General features: G+C 69.5%; 18 protein-coding genes. 10 read left to right on the forward strand and 8 right to left on the reverse strand.

The window, feature by feature from the left end; genetic code table 11:
* Positions 1-175 precede the first annotated feature (175 nt).
* Complete coding sequence (locus PKE84_RS05460) at positions 176-499, reverse strand: ArsR/SmtB family transcription factor (RefSeq protein ID WP_271176211.1); 324 nt, start codon at positions 497-499, stop codon at positions 176-178.
* A gap of 78 nt (positions 500-577) precedes the next feature.
* On the opposite strand from PKE84_RS05460, the gene PKE84_RS05465 reads away from it, so the two are divergent.
* On the forward strand, positions 578-1,834 hold the full coding sequence (locus PKE84_RS05465) for an MFS transporter (protein ID WP_271176212.1): 1,257 nt from the start codon (positions 578-580) through the stop codon (positions 1,832-1,834).
* On the opposite strand, the gene PKE84_RS05470 is transcribed toward PKE84_RS05465, so the two are convergent.
* Together PKE84_RS05470 and PKE84_RS05475 are read right to left on the reverse strand one after the other, a co-directional pair.
* Entirely contained in the window at positions 1,729-3,453 is a 1,725-nt protein-coding gene (locus PKE84_RS05470) for a phospho-sugar mutase (protein WP_271176213.1), read from the reverse strand. The genes PKE84_RS05465 and PKE84_RS05470 overlap by 106 nt on opposite strands.
* Entirely contained in the window at positions 3,450-4,283 is an 834-nt protein-coding gene (locus PKE84_RS05475; RefSeq protein WP_271176214.1) for a purine-nucleoside phosphorylase, read from the reverse strand. Before PKE84_RS05475 ends, PKE84_RS05470 begins: the two co-directional genes overlap by 4 nt.
* 94 nt (positions 4,284-4,377) lie before the next feature.
* Between PKE84_RS05475 and PKE84_RS05480 the strand changes: the two genes are divergently transcribed.
* Together PKE84_RS05480 and PKE84_RS05485 are read left to right on the forward strand one after the other, a co-directional pair.
* Complete coding sequence (locus PKE84_RS05480) at positions 4,378-5,814, forward strand: NAD(P)H-quinone dehydrogenase (protein ID WP_271176215.1); 1,437 nt, start codon at positions 4,378-4,380, stop codon at positions 5,812-5,814.
* A gap of 772 nt (positions 5,815-6,586) precedes the next feature.
* The gene (locus PKE84_RS05485) at positions 6,587-7,153 is read left to right on the forward strand and encodes an endonuclease domain-containing protein (protein ID WP_271176216.1); all 567 of its coding nucleotides are present in this window, start codon (positions 6,587-6,589) and stop codon (positions 7,151-7,153) included.
* Here the strand turns inward: PKE84_RS05485 and PKE84_RS05490 are convergent.
* Entirely contained in the window at positions 7,129-8,895 is a 1,767-nt protein-coding gene (locus PKE84_RS05490; RefSeq protein ID WP_271176217.1) for an acetyl/propionyl/methylcrotonyl-CoA carboxylase subunit alpha, read from the reverse strand. The genes PKE84_RS05485 and PKE84_RS05490 overlap by 25 nt on opposite strands.
* A 79-nt stretch (positions 8,896-8,974) precedes the next feature.
* Positions 8,975-9,613: a Maf family protein gene (locus tag PKE84_RS05495; RefSeq protein WP_271176218.1), complete on the reverse strand. Its 639-nt coding sequence runs from the start codon at positions 9,611-9,613 to the stop codon at positions 8,975-8,977.
* Positions 9,614-9,637: 24 nt separating this feature from the next.
* Here PKE84_RS05495 and PKE84_RS05500 point away from each other — a divergent pair, with 24 nt between their 5' ends.
* Genes PKE84_RS05500 through PKE84_RS05515 form a run of 4 tightly spaced genes read left to right on the forward strand, consistent with a single transcriptional unit; the run spans position 9,638 to position 13,854 of the window.
* The gene (locus PKE84_RS05500; RefSeq protein ID WP_271176219.1) at positions 9,638-10,897 is read left to right on the forward strand and encodes a class I SAM-dependent RNA methyltransferase; all 1,260 of its coding nucleotides are present in this window, start codon (positions 9,638-9,640) and stop codon (positions 10,895-10,897) included.
* A gap of 38 nt (positions 10,898-10,935) precedes the next feature.
* On the forward strand, positions 10,936-11,595 hold the full coding sequence (locus PKE84_RS05505; protein ID WP_271176220.1) for a response regulator transcription factor: 660 nt from the start codon (positions 10,936-10,938) through the stop codon (positions 11,593-11,595).
* Positions 11,582-12,829 carry a sensor histidine kinase gene (locus PKE84_RS05510; protein ID WP_271176221.1) on the forward strand — a complete coding sequence of 416 codons (1,248 nt, stop codon included), beginning with the start codon at positions 11,582-11,584 and terminating at the stop codon, positions 12,827-12,829. Before PKE84_RS05505 ends, PKE84_RS05510 begins: the two co-directional genes overlap by 14 nt.
* Positions 12,826-13,854 (forward strand): DUF8320 family protein, encoded by a 1,029-nt coding sequence (locus tag PKE84_RS05515; protein ID WP_271176222.1) that lies wholly within the window; start codon positions 12,826-12,828, stop codon positions 13,852-13,854. Before PKE84_RS05510 ends, PKE84_RS05515 begins: the two co-directional genes overlap by 4 nt.
* Positions 13,855-14,360: 506 nt before the next feature.
* Here PKE84_RS05515 and PKE84_RS05520 read toward each other — a convergent pair.
* Positions 14,361-14,591 carry an acyl-CoA carboxylase epsilon subunit gene (locus PKE84_RS05520; protein WP_271176223.1) on the reverse strand — a complete coding sequence of 77 codons (231 nt, stop codon included), beginning with the start codon at positions 14,589-14,591 and terminating at the stop codon, positions 14,361-14,363.
* Positions 14,588-16,201, reverse strand: coding sequence for an acyl-CoA carboxylase subunit beta (locus PKE84_RS05525; RefSeq protein WP_271176224.1), 1,614 nt, complete (start codon positions 16,199-16,201; stop codon positions 14,588-14,590). Before PKE84_RS05525 ends, PKE84_RS05520 begins: the two co-directional genes overlap by 4 nt.
* 76 nt (positions 16,202-16,277) lie before the next feature.
* Here PKE84_RS05525 and PKE84_RS05530 point away from each other — a divergent pair, with 76 nt between their 5' ends.
* Together PKE84_RS05530 and PKE84_RS05535 are read left to right on the forward strand one after the other, a co-directional pair.
* Positions 16,278-17,042, forward strand: coding sequence for a biotin--[acetyl-CoA-carboxylase] ligase (locus PKE84_RS05530; RefSeq protein WP_271176225.1), 765 nt, complete (start codon positions 16,278-16,280; stop codon positions 17,040-17,042).
* A 6-nt stretch (positions 17,043-17,048) separates the two neighbouring features.
* Positions 17,049-17,597: a PH domain-containing protein gene (locus PKE84_RS05535; RefSeq protein ID WP_271176226.1), complete on the forward strand. Its 549-nt coding sequence runs from the start codon at positions 17,049-17,051 to the stop codon at positions 17,595-17,597.
* Here the strand turns inward: PKE84_RS05535 and PKE84_RS05540 are convergent.
* Complete coding sequence (locus PKE84_RS05540) at positions 17,559-18,164, reverse strand: GtrA family protein (RefSeq protein WP_271176227.1); 606 nt, start codon at positions 18,162-18,164, stop codon at positions 17,559-17,561. The genes PKE84_RS05535 and PKE84_RS05540 overlap by 39 nt on opposite strands.
* 122 nt (positions 18,165-18,286) lie before the next feature.
* Here PKE84_RS05540 and PKE84_RS05545 point away from each other — a divergent pair, with 122 nt between their 5' ends.
* The gene (locus tag PKE84_RS05545) at positions 18,287-19,426 is read left to right on the forward strand and encodes a 5-(carboxyamino)imidazole ribonucleotide synthase (protein ID WP_271176228.1); all 1,140 of its coding nucleotides are present in this window, start codon (positions 18,287-18,289) and stop codon (positions 19,424-19,426) included.
* The last annotated feature ends 22 nt before the right edge of the window (positions 19,427-19,448 follow it).

Here is a 19,448-nt window from a genome sequence, read left to right on the forward strand (position 1 = left end):
ACGCCCGCGCGTGCCGCCACGCGCGCGTGTGCCGCCACGCCCGCGCGTGGTGAGAAGTCACGAATTGTCGCCTGAGAGCCGGATTCGGTGTTCCGGGCGACAGTTAGCGACCACTCACCCGGGCGACCACTCACTCGGGCGACCGCCTGGCGGGGGAGGAAGGGACCTGGGAAGGTCAGTCCGCCGAGGACGGCGTCGGCGCGATGAGTGCCTCGACGAGACCGGGGAAGCGCTCGTCGAGTTCGCGACGACGCAACTGGATCGCGTGCGTGCGCCCGTTCACGATGGTCAACGTCACCCCGGCCTCGCGAAGGGCCTTGAAGTGGTGCGACAGCGTCGACTTCTGAACGTCGAAGCCCCACTGCGACTCCCTCTTCGAGTGCGGCTCTCCGTCGGCCAGCACGCGGACGATCTGCAACCGGATCGGGTCGGCCACCGCGCGCAGCACGTCGACGAGCTGCACATCGGTCATCTCGGGCGCCGGGAACTCGGCCGACATGATTCCTCCGTAAGTCTGGGGACGGTGGGCGGCAAAAAATAGTTTGACAAGGATCGAACTATTCTCTAGCTTGATCGTATGACTTCCGTCGAACAATCATATCGCAGGCCGACTCTGAGTCTGCTCGTTCTGGCACTCGCCATGTTCGTCGTCGGCACGAACGCCTTCGTCATCGCAGGTCTCCTTCCCGACATCGCCGACAGCCTGAACACCACGCCCACGGGCGTGAGCTACTCCATCACCTCGTACTCGCTGGTCGTCGCGGTCGCGGCGCCCCTCATCTCGGTGCTGCTTCCGCGCGTGCCGCGGGCGCTCCTGATGGCCGCCGGGCTCGCGGTGTTCGCCATCGGCGGCGCGATCGCGGTCTCCGCGACCGGCCTCCCCGTCTTCCTCATCGGGCGCACGCTCTCCGGCATCGGGGGAGCGGCGCTGGTGCCGACGGCCACGGCGGCCGCCGCCGCCCTGGCGCGCCCGTCCCAGCGCGGCCGGGCGCTGGCGATCGTCGGTGCCGGTTTCACGCTCGCCACGGCGGTCGGTTCCCCCTTCGGCACTGCTCTCGGCGGGATCGCCGGGTGGCGTCTGCCTCTCTGGAGCCTCGTCGGCATCGCGGTCGTGCTCGCGGTCGCCATCCCGTTCGTGGTGCGCGACGTTCCCCTGGCCCCGGCCGCGTCCATCCGGCAGCGATTGGCGCCGCTCGCCGACCTGCGCGTGCTCGCTCCACTGGGCACGACGCTGCTGATGATCGCCGGCTTCAACATCGTGTACATCTTCAGCGCATCCGTCACCCACGCGTCGACGGGCGGGTCGGGAACCCTGCTCGCGACCCTGCTGCTCGCCTACGGCGTGGCCGGCGTCGTCGGCAACATCGTCGCGGGTCCCCTCACCGACCGCTTCGGCAGCAGGTTGACCGCGATCGTGGCGCTCGGCGGTCAGATCGTGGCGCTGGCGGTCCTGCCGTTCGTGGAGTCGTCGTTCGTCGCGTCGCTGATCGTGTTCGCCGTCTGGGGTGTCGCGGCCTTCGCGATCGCGATCCCGGTGCAGCACCGCCTCGTCACGGTCGATCCGGAGGCGGCGGCACTGTCGCTGTCGTGGTACTCGACCGCGATGTACGTCGGAATCGCGATCGCCCCTCCGATCGGGTCCGCCGCACTCTCGTTGGGCGGAGCCGAGGCGGTGCCCGCCGTCGGAGCCGCGGTCACCGCACTCGCCCTGGTGCTGTTCCTCCTCGGCTACGCCGTGAGCGCCCGCATGGCGTCCGCCAGCGCACGCACGCGGGCGACGGCGGTCGCCTCGCGCTCGGCCACCGAGCCTTCGTCGCTCGACGCGTCGATGTAGATCTTGAGCTTCGGCTCCGTGCCGCTGGGCCGCACCATCACGCGCGATCCGTCCTCGAGCAGGATGCGCAGCACGTCGCTCGGCGGCAGGTGGCCGAACCCGTCCCGCAGGTCGTCGATCTGGGAGACGGCGACCTCACCGAGCCTGCTCGGCGGCGTCGAGCGAAGGGCCGCCATGACCCGATCGATCTCGCTCAGGTCGGTGACCCGGATCGAGATCTGGTCGGACGCGAAGTAGCCGAAGGTCTGGGCGAACTCGTCGAGATGCGTGCGGATGGTCTTCCCCTCCGCCGCCAGCGAGGCCGCCAGATCGAGGAAGGCGGTCGCCGCGGAGATGCCGTCTTTGTCGCGCACCGTGTCCGGGTTCACCAGATACCCGAGGGCCTCCTCGAATCCGTAGAGGAGCCCGGGCGCGCGGGAGACCCACTTGAAGCCGGTGAGGGTGTCCGCGAAGTCGAGACGGTAGCGGTGGGCGACGGCGGCGAGGGCCGGGGACGACACGATCGAGCAGGCGAGGGATCCGAACGGGGCCTCGTCGGGGCCGGCGGACTCGTCGGCCAGTCGCGCTGCGCGCCAGCCGAGCAACGCGCCGACCTCATTGCCGGAGAGCCGTCGGTAGCCATCGGCGCTCTCGGGGTCCGGAATCGCGACGGCGAGACGGTCGGCATCCGGATCGTTGGCGATGATCAGGTCGGACCCGGCCGCACGCGCCGTCGAGAACGAGAGGTCCATCGCGCCCGGCTCCTCCGGGTTCGGGAAGGCCACCGTCGGGAAGGCGGCGTCGGGATCGATCTGGTCGACGACGACGGTGGGCTCGGCGAAGCCGGCCCGCGCGAAGACCGCGGCGGCCGTGCGCCAGCCGACGCCGTGCATGGCCGTGTACGTGAACGAGACCGCGTCGCGGGGCGCTGAGGTGCCCGCCACGGAGGCGGTCGCCGCGATGTACTCCGCTTCGAGACTCTCAGGCGCGACCTCGTAGGCCTCGGACCGCGGCAGGTCGCTGACGCTGCCTTTCGCCGCCTCGAGGATGCGCGCGGCGATGTCGGAGTCGGCGGGAGCGACGATCTGCGAACCGTGGTTCTCGCCGCCGAGGTAGACCTTGTAGCCGTTGTCGTTCGGCGGGTTGTGGCTGGCCGTGACCATCACGCCGGCGCTGACGTCGAGGTGGCGCACGGCGAACGCGAGCACGGGCGTCGGCATCATCCGCGGCAGCAGCACGGCGCGCACCCCGGCGCCCGCCATCAGCTCGGCGGTGTCGCGCGCGAAGACGTCGGAGTTCTTTCGTCCGTCGTAGCCGATCACGACCGAGGGCGTCTCGCCGTGGGCGTGGTCGAGGAGATAGCGGGCGAAACCGGCGGCAGCCTGCGCCACCAGGACCCGGTTCATCCGGTTGGGGCCGGCGGCGATCTCGCCACGCAGCCCGGCGGTGCCGAAGGCGAGGCGGGTGTCGAAGCGCGCGTGCAGGTCCCTGATGGCCACGGCTGAGCCGGCCTCGGCGGCGACGATGAGCGCGTTCAGCTCGTCGCGGGTCTCGGGATCCGGATCCTGCGCGACCCACGCCCGCGCCTGCTCGAGGAGCTCAGCGTCGTCGAGCACCCGGTCGCCCTCGGCGGCGCTCACAGCGCGCCCACGATCTTGGCGAGGAGCGCGCTGATCACCGGCTCGGCTTCGCGACCGGCGTCGATGACCTCCTGATGACTCAGCGGGGTCTTCTGGATGCCGGCGGCCAGGTTGGTGATCAGGGACATGCCGAGGATCTCCATGCCGGCCTGTCGTGCGGCGATGGCCTCGAGAGCGGTGGACATGCCGACGATGTGGCCGCCGATCGTCTTCGCCATCTGCACCTCGGCCGGTGTCTCGTAGTGGGGTCCGCGGAACTGCGTGTACACGCCCTCGTCGAGGCTCGGCTCGATGCTCTTCGCCAGCTCGCGCAGGCGGCTCGAGTACAGGTCGGTGAGGTCGATGAACGTCGCGCCCTCGAGCGGAGAGTCGGCGGTGAGGTTGATGTGGTCGCTGATCAGCACGGGCGTTCCCGGCTTCCAGGTCTCCTTGATGCCGCCGGCCCCGTTGGTCAGCACCATCGTCGTCGCGCCGGCAGCAGCGGCGGTGCGCACACTGTGCACGACCCGCCGGACGCCGTGGCCTTCGTAGTAGTGGGTGCGGGCGCCGATCACGAGGGCGCGCTTGCCCGACGGGAGCAGCACCGAGCGCAGGGTGCCGACGTGGCCCGCCAGCGCGGGAGCGCCGAAGCCGACGATCTCTGTCGCCGGAACGGTCGCGGTCGTCTCACCGATGAGATCGGCCGCGCGGCCCCAGCCGCTGCCCAGCGTGAGGGCGATGTCGTGCCGGTCGACGCCGGTCTTCTCTGCGAGCTGTTCGGCCGCCTGCTTCGCGACCGCGAACGGGTCGGTGGCCGGGTCGTCGAGCGGGTTCTGGAAGGAATCTGGCATGGACCAACTCTAGTGAGAGCGCCCTGTGCGCGGGCCGACCGGCGGATGCGCATCGGTGCACCGACGAGCGATCAAGGTGCGAGAGAATAGGAGCATGGCCTATGAATTCGAGCGCAAGCAGAGGATCGCTGTACTCGGAGGTGGGCCAGGTGGATACGAGGCCGCCCTCGCGGGTGCCCAGCTGGGGGCGGATGTCACCCTGGTGGAACGCACCGGGGTCGGCGGCTCGGCCGTCATCACCGACGTGGTGCCGTCGAAGAGCCTCATCGCCACCGCGGAGGCAGCCAACGCCATCGGCGAAGCGGCCGACCTGGGCGTGCAGTTCTTCACCCGCGGCGAGTCGGGGAAGCCGGTCCGTCCCGACATCGCAGTGAACCTCGCGGCCGTCAACAAGCGGCTGATGGGCCTCGCCCGGCAGCAGTCGGAGGACATGAAGGCCGAGCTCATGCGGGCCGGCGTGCGCATCGTCACCGGCGAGGGACGGCTCGACGGCTCCAACGCGATCATCGTGTCGACGGCCCAGGGCGACACCGGCACCGACTTCGACCGCATCGAGGCCGACACGTTCGTGGTCTCGGTCGGCGCCCGGCCGCGCATCCTGCCCTCGGCTGTACCGGATGGCGAGCGCATCCTGACCTGGACGCAGCTGTACGACCTCGGCCACGTGCCGGAGCACCTCATCGTGGTCGGATCCGGCGTGACCGGCGCCGAATTCGCCTCGGCCTACACCGCACTCGGCTCGAAGGTGACGTTGATCTCCAGCCGCGACCAGGTGCTCCCCGGCGAAGACGCCGACGCGGCCCGGGTCATCGAGAACGTGTTCAAGCGCAACGGCATGCAGGTGCTATCCAAATCTCGCGCGCAGTCGGTGGTGCGCACCGACACGGGCGTCGTGGCGACGCTGTCCGACGGCCGCACGGTCGAGGGCAGCCACTGCCTCATGGCGGTCGGCTCAGTGCCGAACACGTCCGGCATCGGCCTCGAGGAAGCGGGTGTGCAGCTGACGGAGTCGGGCCACATCCGGGTGAACCGCGTCGCGCGCACCTCGATCCCCAACATCTACGCGGCAGGCGACTGCTCGGATCTGCTCCCGCTCGCCTCGGTGGCGGCGATGCAGGGCCGCACGGCGGTGTTCCACGCGATGGGCGACGCGGTGAACCCGTTCGAGCTCCGCAATGTGACGTCGAACATCTTCACGCAGCCCGAGATCGCGACGGTCGGCTGGAACCAGAAGCAGATCGAGGACGGCATCGCCCAGGGCGACATCTACAAGCTTCCGTTGAAGTCCAACCCGCGCGCCAAGATGCTCGGCATCAAAGACGGGTTCGTCAAGCTGTTCGCGCGCACCGGCTCCGGCACCGTGATCGGCGGCGTCATCGTGGCGCCGCGCGCGTCGGAACTGATCTTCCCGCTCGCGCTCGCCGTGGAGCACCGCCTCACGGTCGACCAGGTGGCGCGGGCGTTCACGGTGTACCCGTCGCTGTCCGGGTCGATCTCGGACGCGGCGAGGGCGATGCACATCGTGCTGTAGGGCGCTGCTGTAGGCGCTGGTTCTGCGTGCCGGCGTAACTCCGGAGCTCTGAGCCGCATCTGCGGCTGCGTTCCGGAGTTGTGCGGCCGGCGGCGGCGTGTCGGCTCGGGGTTCCGGAGTTGTGCGGGTGGCCGTCGCTGGGCGCAGCTCGGTTGCTCGCCGGTCGCGCGTCCGCAATTCCGGATGTTCGGCCGGATCCGGCGCGGAGTTCCGGAGTTGTGCGGCCGGCGGCGGCGTGTCGGCTCGGGGTTCCGGAGTTGTGCCGCCCGCAACAGGGGTTGCGTATTCTCCACAGGCCGCTGTTCTCCACAGATCGCGCTGGTCGGGCCCGAGCGCGCCCGGGCGACGGAAGACTCGTCCCATGCACTGGATGGAACAGCTCACAGCACTGGGTGGCGTCGCTTCGCGGCGTCAGCTCCTCGCGGCCGGCGCCACATCGGACGCATTGACGGAGGCGGTCCGGGCCGGCCTTCTCTTCCGGCCACGTCGTGGCAGCTACGCGTCGCTCGCCGCGTCGGATGCAGCGTTGGAGGCGGCGCGATCGGGCGGACGCCTGTGCTGCGTGAGTGCTGCGCGAAGCTACGGACTCTGGGCGGGGACCGATCAGCGCACGCACATCCGGGTCGCGCGTCATGCGACTCGCCTGCCGTACACCCTCGCTGTCCGGCACTGGATGCCCGCGGAACGCCCCGGCCGCGAGATCTGGCGCGATTCGATCGACGACTGTCTGGTCTCGGTCGTGCACTGCGCCGACGAGGAGACGGCGGTCGCCGTGCTCGATACGGCGATCTCGGCCGGCCTGACGTCGCTTCAGGCGATCGGTGAACTGTTCGCGGGCGAATCCGTGCGCGCACGCGCCGTCGCGGCCAAGGCACGTCCCGGATCGGATTCGGGTGTCGAGTCGATCGTGCGTCAGCGGCTGACCAAGGCGGGTCATCTGGTGGAGCAGCAGATCGGAGTCGCGGGCGTCGGAAGGGTCGACCTGCGGGTCGACGGCCGGTTGTACATCGAGATCGACGGCTATGCCTGGCACAGCGACCGCGGAGCATTCGAGCGGGATCGTGCGCGAGACACCGGCCTGGCGATGTACGGATTTCTCCGGTTGCGTTTTCCTGCGCGCGACGTGCTCGAGCACTGGCCCGACGTCGGCCGGATCATCGAAACCGTGCTCGCGGCACCGGACGTGACCGGTCCGCGGACCGGCCAGCCATTCGTGCAGCCGGAACTCGCGGACCGCACACCGAAAGAGCGCGCTCGATTGAGAACTCCGACGCGAAGTAGCCTGGCGACCCCGCGGTTTCGCGCCTCGGGGGATCAGACGATGTTGAGCAGCAGATGACCGGACGAGACGGTCTCGCCGACGTTCGCGTTGATCCCCGCGATGGTTCCGTCCTTGTGAGCCGTGAGCGGCTGCTCCATCTTCATGGCCTCGAGCACGAGCACCAGGTCACCCTTCACGACCTCGTCGCCGTCCGAGACCGCGAGCTTGACGATGGTCGCCTGCATGGGCGCCGTGACCGAGTTGCCCGTCGCGGTGTCCACGGCGTGGGCGCCACCGCGCCGTCGCGGCGCCGGGCTGGTCGCGGCGCCGGTATCGGCTCCGCCGGAGAGGAGCTTGGAAGGAAGGGAGACCTCGATGCGCTTGCCCTCGACCTCGACCACGACGCTGTTGCGGCGCTCGGCCGGGGAGGCGTCGCCGAGCTCGCCCGACCACGGCTCGATCTCGTTGATCCACTCCGTCTCGATCCAGCGCGTGTAGATGGAGAACGGCTCGCCGTCCTGCGGCGCGAAGGCGGAGTCGCGAACAATGGCGCGGTGGAAGGGGAGCACGGTGGGGAGACCGGCCACCTCGAATTCGTCCAGCGCGCGACGGGAGCGCTCGAGCGCCTCCTCGCGGCTGGCGCCGGTGACGATGAGCTTGGCCAGCATGGAGTCGAACGATCCGCTGATGACGTCGCCCGCCTGGATGCCGCTGTCGACGCGCACGCCGGGGCCGCCGGCGGGCTTGAACACGTGCACCGGTCCGGGGGAGGGGATGAACCCGCGCCCGGCGTCCTCGCCGTTGATGCGGAACTCGAACGAGTGACCCCGGGCGATCGGGTCGTCGTAGTCGAGCTCGCCACCCTCGGCGAGACGGAACTGCTCGCGCACGAGATCGATGCCGGTGACCTCCTCAGAGACGGGGTGCTCCACCTGCAGGCGGGTGTTCACCTCGAGGAAGGAGACGGTGCCGTCTTTGCCGATCAGGAACTCGCAGGTGCCGGCGCCCTGGTAGCCGACCTCCTTGAGGATGGCCTTGGACGCGCTGTAGAGGGCATCGGTCTGGGCGGGGGAGAGGAACGGTGCCGGCGCCTCTTCCACGAGCTTCTGGTGGCGACGCTGCAGCGAGCAGTCGCGGGTGGAGACGACGACGACGTTGCCGTAGGCGTCGGCCAGGCACTGCGTCTCGACGTGGCGGGGCTGGTCGAGGTACTTCTCGACGAAGCACTCGCCGCGGCCGAACGCCGCGATGGCCTCGCGGGTGGCCGATTCGAAGAGTTCGGGGACCTCGTCGCGGGTGCGGGCCACCTTGAGGCCGCGGCCGCCGCCTCCGAACGCCGCCTTGATGGCGACCGGGAGGCCGTACTGGTCGACGAACTCGAGCACTTCGGACGCGTCGGCGACGGGGTTGAGGGTGCCCGGGGCGAGCGGAGCGCCCACCTTCTCTGCGACGTGACGGGCGGAGACCTTGTCGCCGAGGCGCTCGATGGCCTCGGGCGACGGGCCGATCCACGTCAGCCCGGCTCCGATCACGGCGCGCGCGAAGTCGGCGTTCTCGGCGAGGAACCCGTATCCGGGGTGCACGGCGTCGGCGCCCGAACGGCGCGCGACGGAGAGCAGCTTGTCGATGACGAGGTACGTCTCGGCGCTCGTGGTGCCGCCGAGGGCGTAGGCCTCGTCGGCGAGTCTCACGTGAACGGCGTCGCGATCCTGGTCTGCATAGACGGCGACGGACGCGATTCCGCTGTCCTTCGCTGCACGGATGACCCGGACGGCGATCTCGCCCCGGTTTGCGATGAGGACCTTGGTGATACGTGGCACAGTTCTCTAGCCTATTGCTCGGTGGGGACGGCCTTTTGGGCGAACCCCACAAAAATGGATGGTCGGCGGAACGGGATGCCTACAAAGCACGGTTCCAGAGACTCGGCCACTCGACGCCGAGTTCACCGAACAGTACACGCAGTGTCGCGAGCGAGAGGCCCACCACGGTGCTCGGATCCCCGTCGACCCGCGTGATGAAAGGACCGCCGAGACTGTCGATCGTGAACGCGCCGGCGACCTCGAGCGGCTCGCCCGTTGCGATGTAGGCGTCGATCTCCGCGTCCGTGACGTCGGCGAATGTGACGGCGGCGACAGCGGTGCGGCCGACGGCCTGGTTCTCGACGCCGTTCCGGTGGTCGATCAGCCAGTGCCCCGAGTGCAGGTGGCCGGTGCGGCCGCGCTGCGCGAGCCAGCGCTCGCGTGCGACCTCCGGCTCGTGGGGTTTGCCGTAGATCGCACCGTCGAGTTCGAAGGCGGAGTCGCCACCGAAGATGAAGCCGTCGAGCTGCTCCCCGTCGAGGGTGCCGCGCACGGCCTCGGCCTTGAGGCGCGCCAGCAGCTGCACCATGGCATCCGCCGACAGCGGGCCGTGCTCGGCCTCGGCGGCGAGCACGGCGGCGGTCTCATCGACGTGGGAGGGGACGACGATCGGCTCGATGCCGGCGGCACGCAGGAGCGCGAGCCGAGCGGGCGAGGTTGACGCTAAGTAGAGGCGCATGAATTCCTGTGGGATGCTCGACGGATGCCCCAGAACGATGAGGTCGACCTCGACATTACCAACGTCGCCCACGGCGGTGTCTTCGTCGCACGTCACGAGGGCCGCGTGGTCTTCGTGCCCGACACGATGCCGGGGGAGCGCATCCGCGCCCGCATCACCGACCGCACGCACGACAGCTTCTGGCGAGCCGACGCTCTCGAAGTGCTCGATGCCGCCCCCGAGCGGCAGGAGCACGTCTGGTCGGCCGCATCCATCGACCGCGAGCCCGGCAGCCGCGCCGGCGGCGCGGAGTTCGGGCACATCCGGCTCGAACACCAGCGTGAACTGAAACGCCAGGTGATCGTCGACGCCCTGCAGCGCATGGCCAAGCTCGACAGGGATGTCTTCGTCGAGGCGGTCGAGGGCGAGACCGCCGACGGCACGGGATGGCGCACGCGGGTGCGTCTCCAGGTCGGGCGCGACGGCACTATCGGCCCGTTCGCGCCGCGCTCGCACACCGTCGTCCCCGTGACCGACCTTCCGCTCGCGACCGAGCTGGTCAACGAGTCGACGCCGTTCGGGCAGACGTTCCCCGGTGCCGAGTCGATCGACGTCGTCGCGACGGGCACCGGCGCCGGACATGTGCTCGTCAACGAGGCGCCAGTGAAGCGCGGGCGGCGCACCATCCGTCCGCGCCAGCGTCCCGTGCCGATCCGCGAAGTGGTCGGCGACCGCGAGTTCCGGCTGGATGCGCGCGGCTTCTGGCAGGTGCACCGCCAGGCGGCGGCGACGCTGACCCAGGCGGTGCAGTCGGCCGTCGACGAGGCGCTCTTCGACCCGCGAGCGGCGAACCTCGACCTGTACGGCGGCGTCGGCCTGCTCGCGGCCGCGCTCGGCGATCGCTTCGGAAGCACGCTGCGCATCACTTCGGTGGAGAGCGACGAGGGGGCGACGGACAACGCCGCAGAGAACCTGGCGGAGTGGCTCGGCGCTTCTGCGGTCACGGAGCGAGTCGAGCGGTACGTGCGCACGCTGGCGGCGGAGTCGTCCGCGGTCGAGCGTGCCCGCCTCCGGGCGGCGACCGTGATCCTCGACCCGCCGCGATCGGGGGCTGGCCGGCAGGTCGTCGAGGCGATCGCCTCGCTCGCACCGGCTCAGATCGTCTACGTCGCCTGCGATCCGGTGGCGCTCGCCCGCGACCTCGCCCTGTTCGCCGAGCGCGGTTACCCGCTCCGGACCCTCCGCGCCTTCGACCTCTTCCCGAACACTCACCACGTCGAGGCCGTCGCCACGCTGGCGCCGTGAACTCCGTGACGAATCCGCGCCCCACTACGATGGGGAACATGGTGAGGGTGGCAATCGTCGACGATCACGAGTCCGTTCGTCTCGGGCTGAAGGCAGCCTGCCAGGACGCGGGCTACGAGGTGCTCGTCACCGCGGCCACGGTGGACGAATTCGTGACGCTGCTCGGCAGCCAGGAATGCGACGTGGTGGTGCTCGATCTGTCGCTCGGCGACGGCTCGCGCGTGACGGACAACGTCAAGCGCGCGCAGGCGACGGGCGCGGCCGTGCTGGTGCACAGCATCGCCGATCGGGTGGCCAGCGTGCGCGAGGCCCTCGCGGCCGGCGCGGCGGGAGTGATCCCGAAATCGTCGCCGACCACGACGGTCATGAACGCGATCAAGACGGTCGCGAGCGGCGACGTGCTCAACAACCTCGAGTGGGCGACCGCGATCGACGCCGACAGCGACTTCGCGAAGGCGCAGCTCGGCCGCCGGAAGCGCGACGTGCTCCACCTCTACGCTTCCGGCCTCCCGCTGAAGGCCGTCGCGGCGCAGCTCGGCATCGCCAACTCGACCGCCCGCGAATACCTCGACCGCATCCGGGTGAAGTATGTGGAGGTCGGACGCCCGGCGCCCACGAAGGTCGACCTGCTGCGCCGTGCTGTGGAGGACGGGATCCTTCCGGGTCTCGACCCGGAAACGGGCAATGAGCGCAACTAGCGCGAGCATCCGGCCGCCCCATCCCGGGACGTCCCAGCCGCGCAACCCCATCAGCCGGGCGCGCTTCGAGAGGATCGCCGGCCGCAGTGTGTCGGCCTTCGGGCTGGTGTTCGGTCTGCAGACCCTCCCCGCCGCGCTCGCGCAGTTGTCGGGGGTGAAGGAGCCGTGGGGCCTGATCACCGTGCTGGTGATCTTCGTCGGGCTCGCCGTGATCGTGCTGCTGGCCATCATCCAGAAGTTCGTGCGGCCCGCGATGGGGTTCCTGGCCGTGGCGTTCTTCTTCGCCATCGTCACGTGGCCTCTGCTGGCGATCGACCCGGACGCCATCGGACCGAAGCCGTGGGTGTGGTTCCTCTGCTCCGTCTTCACCGCGTTCGCGGCGGTCGCCTTCCCGCTGTGGCTCGCGACGGCATACACGTTCCTGGTCCCGATCGCCTACGGCGTGATCCGCGCCCTGCCGTCCGGTGGCGGGGTCGGCGCCGAGATCGCCGGCCTGGATGCCCTCTATGCGATCATCCTGGGCGGGGTGATCCTCGTGATCATCGCCATGCTGCGCCAGGCCGCGTCCGCGGTGGACGCGGCGCAGAGCCAGGCCCTGGCCAAGTACGCGAACGCGGTACGCCAGCACGCCACCGAGGTGGAGCGTGTGCAGGTCGACGCGATCGTGCACGACAGCGTCCTCACCACACTGCTCTCCGCCGCCAGCGCCCGCACGCCGGAGGCCAAGGAGCTTGCCGCGCGCATGGCCTCCGATGCGATCGGCCACCTGCATGCCGCCGAGGCCTCGAGCCCCGAGGATCAGAGCCTGGTCGGGCTCGACCGCCTCAGCGAGCGGATCACCACCGCGGCCAACGCCTTCTCGTCGCCGTTCGAACTCGACGTGCGCGACATCGAGGTGCACACCCTTCCGGTCAACGTCGCCGAGGCCGTCTATTCGGCCACGGTGCAGGCGATGGTCAACAGCATGCAGCACGCGGGCGGCGTCGAGGTCGCCCGGTCGCTCTCGATCCGAGGCGGCAGCCCGCTGGCGACGGTGCACATCGTCGTGCGCGATGAAGGTCGCGGTTTCGATGCGGCCGAGGTGCCGGCGGAGCGGCTCGGGCTGCGGGTGAGCATCCGGGAACGCCTGGCCAAGGTCGGCGGGCACGCCCGCATCGAGTCGGAGATCGGACACGGAACCACCGTGACGATCCTCTGGCCGTCGTCGGAGACCGACCCGGAGGTGCTCACGTGATCACCCTTCCGCGGTTCCTCTTCCTCGGCCTCGGAGCCCTGTTCTCGGCCTACCACCTCTTCCTCGGGCTTTCGTCGCTCTCCATCCCGCAGAACCCCGGACCGGCCATCGCGGCGATGATCCTCTACGCGGTGGCGACCGTGATCAGCCTCTGGCCGACCAGTCCCACCAAGATGCCGCTCTGGCTGGCGGCCTTCGACCTCGCGGTCTGCGTCGCCATTCCGATCCTCGTGACCAGTCAGCTCGACCCGGCCAAGGACAACGGCTACGCCACCTGGTACGTCGCGGCCGTCGGAACACTGATGACCATCGTCGCCGTTCGCCGTCAGCAGTTCGCCGCCTGGGTGGGCGTCGGCTACCTCGCCGTGCAGACGATCGTCTGGGCCGGCGTGGCCGCCCTCGCCGGGCTCGGCGTGATCGGGTCGGTCGTCTGGGTCGGAGTCGCCGTGGTGATCTCGGGGTCGCTGGCCAAGGCCGGCCGGGATGCCCTCCAGTTCGCCCGCGCCGAACGGGAGGCCACCGAGTGGCAGGCCGCTCAGGAGGCGCACGTGATGGAGCGTCAGATGCGGCTGCGGCAGACCTACCGCGTCGCGGCCCCGATGCTCGCCGAGATCGTGCGTCGTGGCGGAGACCTGACCGAGGCGGAGCGGCGCGAGTGCCGGTACCTCGAGGGCGCGATCCGGGATGAGATCCGCGGTCGCCGGCTGCTCAACGACGATGTGCGCCGCCAGGTGATGGATGCCCGCCGCCGCGGCGTCGTCGTCAGCCTGCTCGACGAGGGCGGCATCGACGACCTCGACGAGCGGTCGCTGACGGTCGTGCTCAAGCGCCTCGCCGACGCCATCCGGGGGACGACGACCGACAAGCTCATCGTCCGCACGGTTCCCCGATCGTCGAAGACCGCGGTGACGGTCGTGGGGCTTCGGATGTCGGACGACGGCAGCGCGAACGCGCTCGGCGCGGACACGGAGGACGACGAGGTCGACCTCTGGCTGGAGATCCCGCGCCCCATCCGCGAGCTCTGACGCGCGGGCACTGACGCGCAAGCTCGCACGCGTAAGCCCTGACGCGCTAGCTCTCACGCGTAAGCACTGACGCTCGATCACGCCCTTCGCCCGTCGACCGAGCCCCGACGTCCCCCGGACATGCAGAAGGGGCCGGCACCCGAATGGCCGGCCCCTGTCTGAAACCCCGAGTCAGGGCGACAACCCGAATATCGCCCTGACTCGCCCCCAAAACACTCGCCCGCTTACCCTAGTCGGCGAGTGATTGGCGGTGTAACTCACGAGGAGAGACACCTAGCAATAACAATATTGGCGTCGGGCTTTCGAATTGCAAAGTCGTCATTTTGGAGGACACGTGGGGGACAATCGCGGGAATCCCTGTCGTACACTGCCGCGAATTGACGCGCCCCCCGCTTTCGGGGTACAGCGCAGCCGGGGTACAACACCCATCCGGGGCACATCGCGAAGGCCACACGGGCGAACCGCAGCATCCACCGCAGTGCTCACCGCAGCATCCGCCGCGGAGCTCACGCCGAGAACGACCGCCAGGCCCCGCTGCCGGCATCGAGCGGCCCGCGGAGGGCGCGCTGGCTGCGAGCCCAGCCATCCGGGTCGCCGGTCGTGCGCGCCGACCGGGCGGCCTCTTCGTGCTCCGCCATCGCCGCGGTCAGCACCGCGGTCAGCGCCGCGACTTCCTCCGGCGTCACGCCCGGCGTGACGATGCGCAGCTGCGCCGGATCGAACGAGGCCTCGGTCACAGCGGGATGTTCCCGTGCTTCTTGGGCGGCATCGACGCGCGCTTGGTGCGCAGCGCCCGCAGCGACTTGATGACGGAGACACGCGTGGCGGCCGGCTCGATCACGCCGTCGAGCTCTCCGCGCTCCGCGGCCAGGAACGGGCTCGCGACGTTGTAGGTGTACTCGTTGGCCAGCTTCGTGCGAACGGCGGCCACATCCTCGCCCGCCTCCTCGGCGCGCTTGATCTCGCCGCGATACAGGATGTTGACCGCGCCCTGGCCGCCCATCACCGCGATCTCGGCCGTCGGCCACGCGAGGTTGATGTCGGCGCCCAGCTGCTTGGAGCCCATCACGATGTAGGCGCCGCCGTAGGCCTTGCGCGTGATGATCGTGACGAGCGGCACAGTGGCCTCCGCGTACGCGTACAGCAGCTTCGCGCCACGGCGGATGACACCCGTCCACTCCTGGTCGGTGCCGGGCAGGTAGCCGGGGACGTCGACGAGCGTCAGGATCGGGATGCTGAACGCGTCGCAGAAACGCACGAACCGCGACGCCTTCTCGCCCGCGTCGATGTTGAGCGTGCCGGCCATCGCGTTCGGCTGGTTGGCGACGATGCCGACGCTGCGGCCCTCGACGCGCGCGAAGCCGATCACGATGTTGGGGGCGAACAGCGGCTGCACCTCGAGGAACTCACCGTCGTCGACGATGCCCTCGATGATCGACTTCACGTCGTACGGCTGGTTGGGCGAGTCCGGGATGATCGTGTTGAGCTTGCGATCCGCGTCCGTGGTCTCGAGCTCCGGCTCCGCCTCGTAGACGGGAAGCTCGGCGAGGTTGTTCTGGGGCAGGTAGCTGAGGAGTGCGCGCGCGTAGTCGAGGGCGTCCTCTTCGTCGCTGGCGAGGTAGTGCGAGACACCGGAGATCTTGTTGTGCGTCAGCGCACCGCCGAGTTCCTCCATGCCGACGTCTTCGCCGGTGACGGTCTTGATGACGTCGGGGCCGGTGACGAACATCTGGCTCGACTTGTCGACCATGATGACGAAGTCGGTGAGAGCGGGGGAGTACACCGCTCCACCGGCCGCCGGGCCCATCACGATCGAGAGCTGGGGGATGACGCCGGACGCGGCGGTGTTGCGTCGGAAGATCTCGCCGTACTTGCCGAGCGCGACGACACCCTCCTGGATGCGCGCTCCACCCGAGTCGAGGATGCCGATGATCGGCACGCCGGTCTTGAGGGCGTGGTCCATGACCTTGATGATCTTCTCGCCGGCGACCTCGCCGAGCGAACCGCCGAAGATGGTGAAGTCCTGGCTGTAGACCGCGACGTTGCGGCCGTGGATGGTGCCGACGCCGGTCACAACGGCGTCGCCGTAGGGACGCTTGTTCTCCATGCCGAACGCATGCGTGCGGTGGCGGACGAACTCGTCGAACTCGACGAACGAGCCCTGGTCGAGCAGCAGCTCGATGCGTTCGCGGGCGGTGAGCTTGCCCTTCGCGTGCTGCTTCTCGATGGCGGCCTGTCCGCTCGCCGTCACGGCCTCGTGAAAGCGGTCCTTCAGGTCGGCCAGCTTGCCGGCGGTCGTATGCAGATCGGGGGTCTGGCGTGGTTCAGTGTCGGTCACGCCGTTCACTCTACCGGCCAGAAGTTGGGGCGTGCCGTTGAGGAATCCCTACAAAAACGACGGCCGGCGCTGGCAGACTGAGGCAATGGAGTTCCGTCGCAGTCGAGCCGTCGTCCCCGTCCTCGAATACCTCGAGGAGGCCGGATCGACCAATGACGTGCTGGTCGCACGCGCATCCGGGCTCCCCGATCTCTCGGTCATCGTCACGGGGCATCAGACCGGCGGCCGTGGGCGACTCGGCCGCTCCTGGGTGTCGCCCGCCGGCAAGTCCCTCGCGATCTCGATCCTGCTGAAGCCCGTCGGCCTCCCTCTCGAGCGCTACAGCTGGTTCCCGCTGCTCGCCGGCCTCGCGATGAGCAGGGCCCTCGCCACGGTCGTCCCGGCCGGCGTCGAGGTGAAATGGCCGAACGATGTGCTCATCGACGGCGCCAAGGTGAGCGGCACGCTCGCCGAGCTGCTGCCCGACCTCTCCGGCGTCGTGATCGGTGCGGGCCTCAACCTGACCCTCAGCCGCGACGAGCTCCCGACGGAGACGTCGACCTCGCTGCTACTCGCCGGAGCTCCCGCCGACCTCGATCCGGATGCCGTGCTCGCCGGCTACCTCACCGCCTTCACGCTGCTCTACCGCGAGTTCCTGACCGCGGGGGGCGATCCTGTGGGCAGCGCACTGCGCGACGAGGTGGTCGAGGCGTGCCACACGGTCGGGCGAGCGGTGCGCGTCGAGCTGCCCTCCGGGGAGACGCTTCTCGGCGAGGCGACGGGGATCGACGAGGACGGCCGGCTGATCGTGCGGTCGGATGCCGGCATCACGGCTGTCGCGGCCGGCGACGTGACGCACCTGCGGTATTAATGGGTCATGAGCAACACGCCTGAGGGAGTGCCGGCCCCACCTCCCGAGCGGATCGTCGCGCGTCTGCGCCCGAACGCCCGCGCGCTGTTCTGGCCGAGCATCGTGCTCATCGCGACGTGCGGTGCCCTCGGATACTTCGTCGGCCAGTTCGACGAGGTCTGGGAGAACGTGCTGCTCTGGTCGTCGGCGGCCGCACTCGTGCTGCTCCTCTTCCTGCTGCCGCTCGCCTTCTGGCTCAGCACGCGCTACACGATCACGACGCGCCGCATCATCCTGCGTCACGGCTTCTTCATCCGGGTGCGTCAGGAGCTGCTGCACAGCCGCGGTTACGACATCTCGCTCAAGCGCAACTGGCTGCAGAGTGCATTCCGCTCGGGGGATGTGCGCATCAATTCGGGCCTCGAACGCCCGGTGGTGCTGAAGGACGTGCCGAAAGCCGACCTCGTTCAGCGCGCGCTGAACGACCTGATGGAGAATTCGCAGACGGTCGTCGGGGTGCGACGGCAGCAGACCGAGTCAGTCTCCGATGAGACCACGGTCTGGGGTTCGCGGTAGCGACTGCGCGACCGCCTGAACGGGCGACGTGGATGTCGTGGTGGCCATGACCGGCGCTGAGTCGATGGACGTGGTCGTCGTCGTGGCCTCACGCGCCTGGCGGGCGAGCCGGGTGCGCTCCGCACGCTCGGGCGAGAACACCCACCAGCGGTAGAACGCGAAACGGAAGAGCGTTCCGAGCGCGAGCCCGATCACATTGTTGGCGATGTTGTCGGCCAGAAGCGAGGTGAACCCGAGGAGGTAGTGGGACACCCACACGCAGAGCAGCGGGATACCCATTCCGGCCAGGCTCACGATGAGGAACTCGATGCCTTCGCGCGCCGTGTTGCTCTGCCGCTGGGCCGCGAACGCCCAATAGCGGTTGCCGACCCAGTTTGTGGCGATGGCCACGACCGTGGCGATGATCGTCGCGAAGATCGTGCCGTGGTGCAGCTTGGCGAACACCGTGAGCATCAATCCGTTGAACACGGCGAAGTTGACGACGAACCCCACGGCGCCGACGGCGCCGAACTTCACCAGCTGCGGCAGAAGCCGCGAGCGGTGAGCGGCAGGGGTGTCGATGCTCATGCTTCCAATCGGATCGAATGCGCGAAGATAGAGAATGCGCTCGTGAGCTTACGCGAGAAAAAGAGCCCCAGTCTGGGAGTTGTCCCGGCCTAACCTGAAGAACATCGAGGAGTGGACGGTAGATGGCAAAGAACACGGTGGGCGTCATCGGCGGGGGCCAGCTGGCACGGATGATGATCCCCCCGGCGATCGAGCTCGGCGTGGACATCCGGGTGCTGGAGGAGGCAGAGGGCATGAGCGCGGAGCTCGCGGCCACGGCCGTCGGCGACTACCGCGACCTCGACACCGTTCTCGCCTTCGCCGAGACGGTCGACGTGATCACGTTCGACCACGAGCACGTTCCGCCCGCCATCCTGCGCGAGCTGGTGAACCGGGGCGTGCAGGTCCACCCCGGCCCGGATGCGCTGCTCTACGCCCAGGACAAGCTGCAGATGCGCGCCAAGCTCACCGAGCTGGGCCTCCCGGTTCCGGATTGGGCCGCTGTCGAATCGGCCGAGGACCTCGGCGCCTTCCTCGACGATCACGGCGGTCGCGCGGTCGTGAAGACGGCCCGTGGCGGCTACGACGGCAAAGGGGTTCGTGTCGTGAGCGATGCGGCCGGCGCCGACGACTGGTTCCTCGCGCTCGCCGAAGACGGTCGCGGCGGGGCCCTGCTGGTGGAGGAACTCGTCTCGTTCCAGCGTGAGCTCGCTCAGCTCATCGCGCGGCGGCCCTCCGGTCAGACCGCGGTCTGGCCGGTCGTCGAGACGGTGCAGCGCGACGGTGTCTGCGCCGAGGTCATCGCCCCGGCGCCGGGCTCCAGCGAGCGTGTCGTCGAGGTGGCCGCGGAGATCGCCCGTCGCATCGCCGACGGACTCGGCGTCACCGGCGTGCTCGCGGTCGAGATGTTCGAGACGACGGACGGGCGCGTGCTCGTCAACGAGCTGGCCATGCGCCCGCACAACAGCGGCCACTGGTCGATCGAGGGTGCTGTGACGAGCCAGTTCGAGCAGCACCTGCGCGCCGTGCTCGATCTGCCCCTCGGGGCGCCGGATGCCCGCGACGACTGGTCCGTGATGGTGAACATCCTGGGGGGACCGAGCGAGGGCACCCTGCAGGACCGGTATCCGGCCGCGCTCGCCGCGCATCCGGAGGCCAAGTTCCACGGGTACGGCAAGGATCCGCGACCCGGTCGCAAGGTCGGGCACGTCACCGTCACCGGCGACGACCTCGACGACGTGGTCTACCGGGCCAGGGCGGCCGCGGCGTTCTTCGAAGGCTGATCCCCGTCCGGCGCGTGCCGCA

It is taken from the genome of Leifsonia poae (assembly GCF_027921845.1).
Taxonomy (GTDB): domain Bacteria; phylum Actinomycetota; class Actinomycetes; order Actinomycetales; family Microbacteriaceae; genus Leifsonia; species Leifsonia poae.

Coding starts and splice junctions, on each gene's coding strand:
- PKE84_RS05495 (WP_271176218.1), bottom strand. CDS start 9,613: ATGCGCCTCTACTTAGCGTCAACCTCGCCCGCTCGGCTCGCGCTCCTG.
- PKE84_RS05500 (WP_271176219.1), top strand. CDS start 9,638: ATGCCCCAGAACGATGAGGTCGACCTCGACATTACCAACGTCGCCCAC.
- PKE84_RS05545 (WP_271176228.1), top strand. CDS start 18,287: ATGGCAAAGAACACGGTGGGCGTCATCGGCGGGGGCCAGCTGGCACGG.
- PKE84_RS05540 (WP_271176227.1), bottom strand. CDS start 18,164: ATGAGCATCGACACCCCTGCCGCTCACCGCTCGCGGCTTCTGCCGCAG.
- PKE84_RS05510 (WP_271176221.1), top strand. CDS start 11,582: ATGAGCGCAACTAGCGCGAGCATCCGGCCGCCCCATCCCGGGACGTCC.
- PKE84_RS05475 (WP_271176214.1), bottom strand. CDS start 4,283: ATGCCAGATTCCTTCCAGAACCCGCTCGACGACCCGGCCACCGACCCG.
- PKE84_RS05535 (WP_271176226.1), top strand. CDS start 17,049: ATGAGCAACACGCCTGAGGGAGTGCCGGCCCCACCTCCCGAGCGGATC.
- PKE84_RS05480 (WP_271176215.1), top strand. CDS start 4,378: ATGGCCTATGAATTCGAGCGCAAGCAGAGGATCGCTGTACTCGGAGGT.
- PKE84_RS05530 (WP_271176225.1), top strand. CDS start 16,278: ATGGAGTTCCGTCGCAGTCGAGCCGTCGTCCCCGTCCTCGAATACCTC.
- PKE84_RS05465 (WP_271176212.1), top strand. CDS start 578: ATGACTTCCGTCGAACAATCATATCGCAGGCCGACTCTGAGTCTGCTC.
- PKE84_RS05505 (WP_271176220.1), top strand. CDS start 10,936: ATGGTGAGGGTGGCAATCGTCGACGATCACGAGTCCGTTCGTCTCGGG.
- PKE84_RS05460 (WP_271176211.1), bottom strand. CDS start 499: ATGTCGGCCGAGTTCCCGGCGCCCGAGATGACCGATGTGCAGCTCGTC.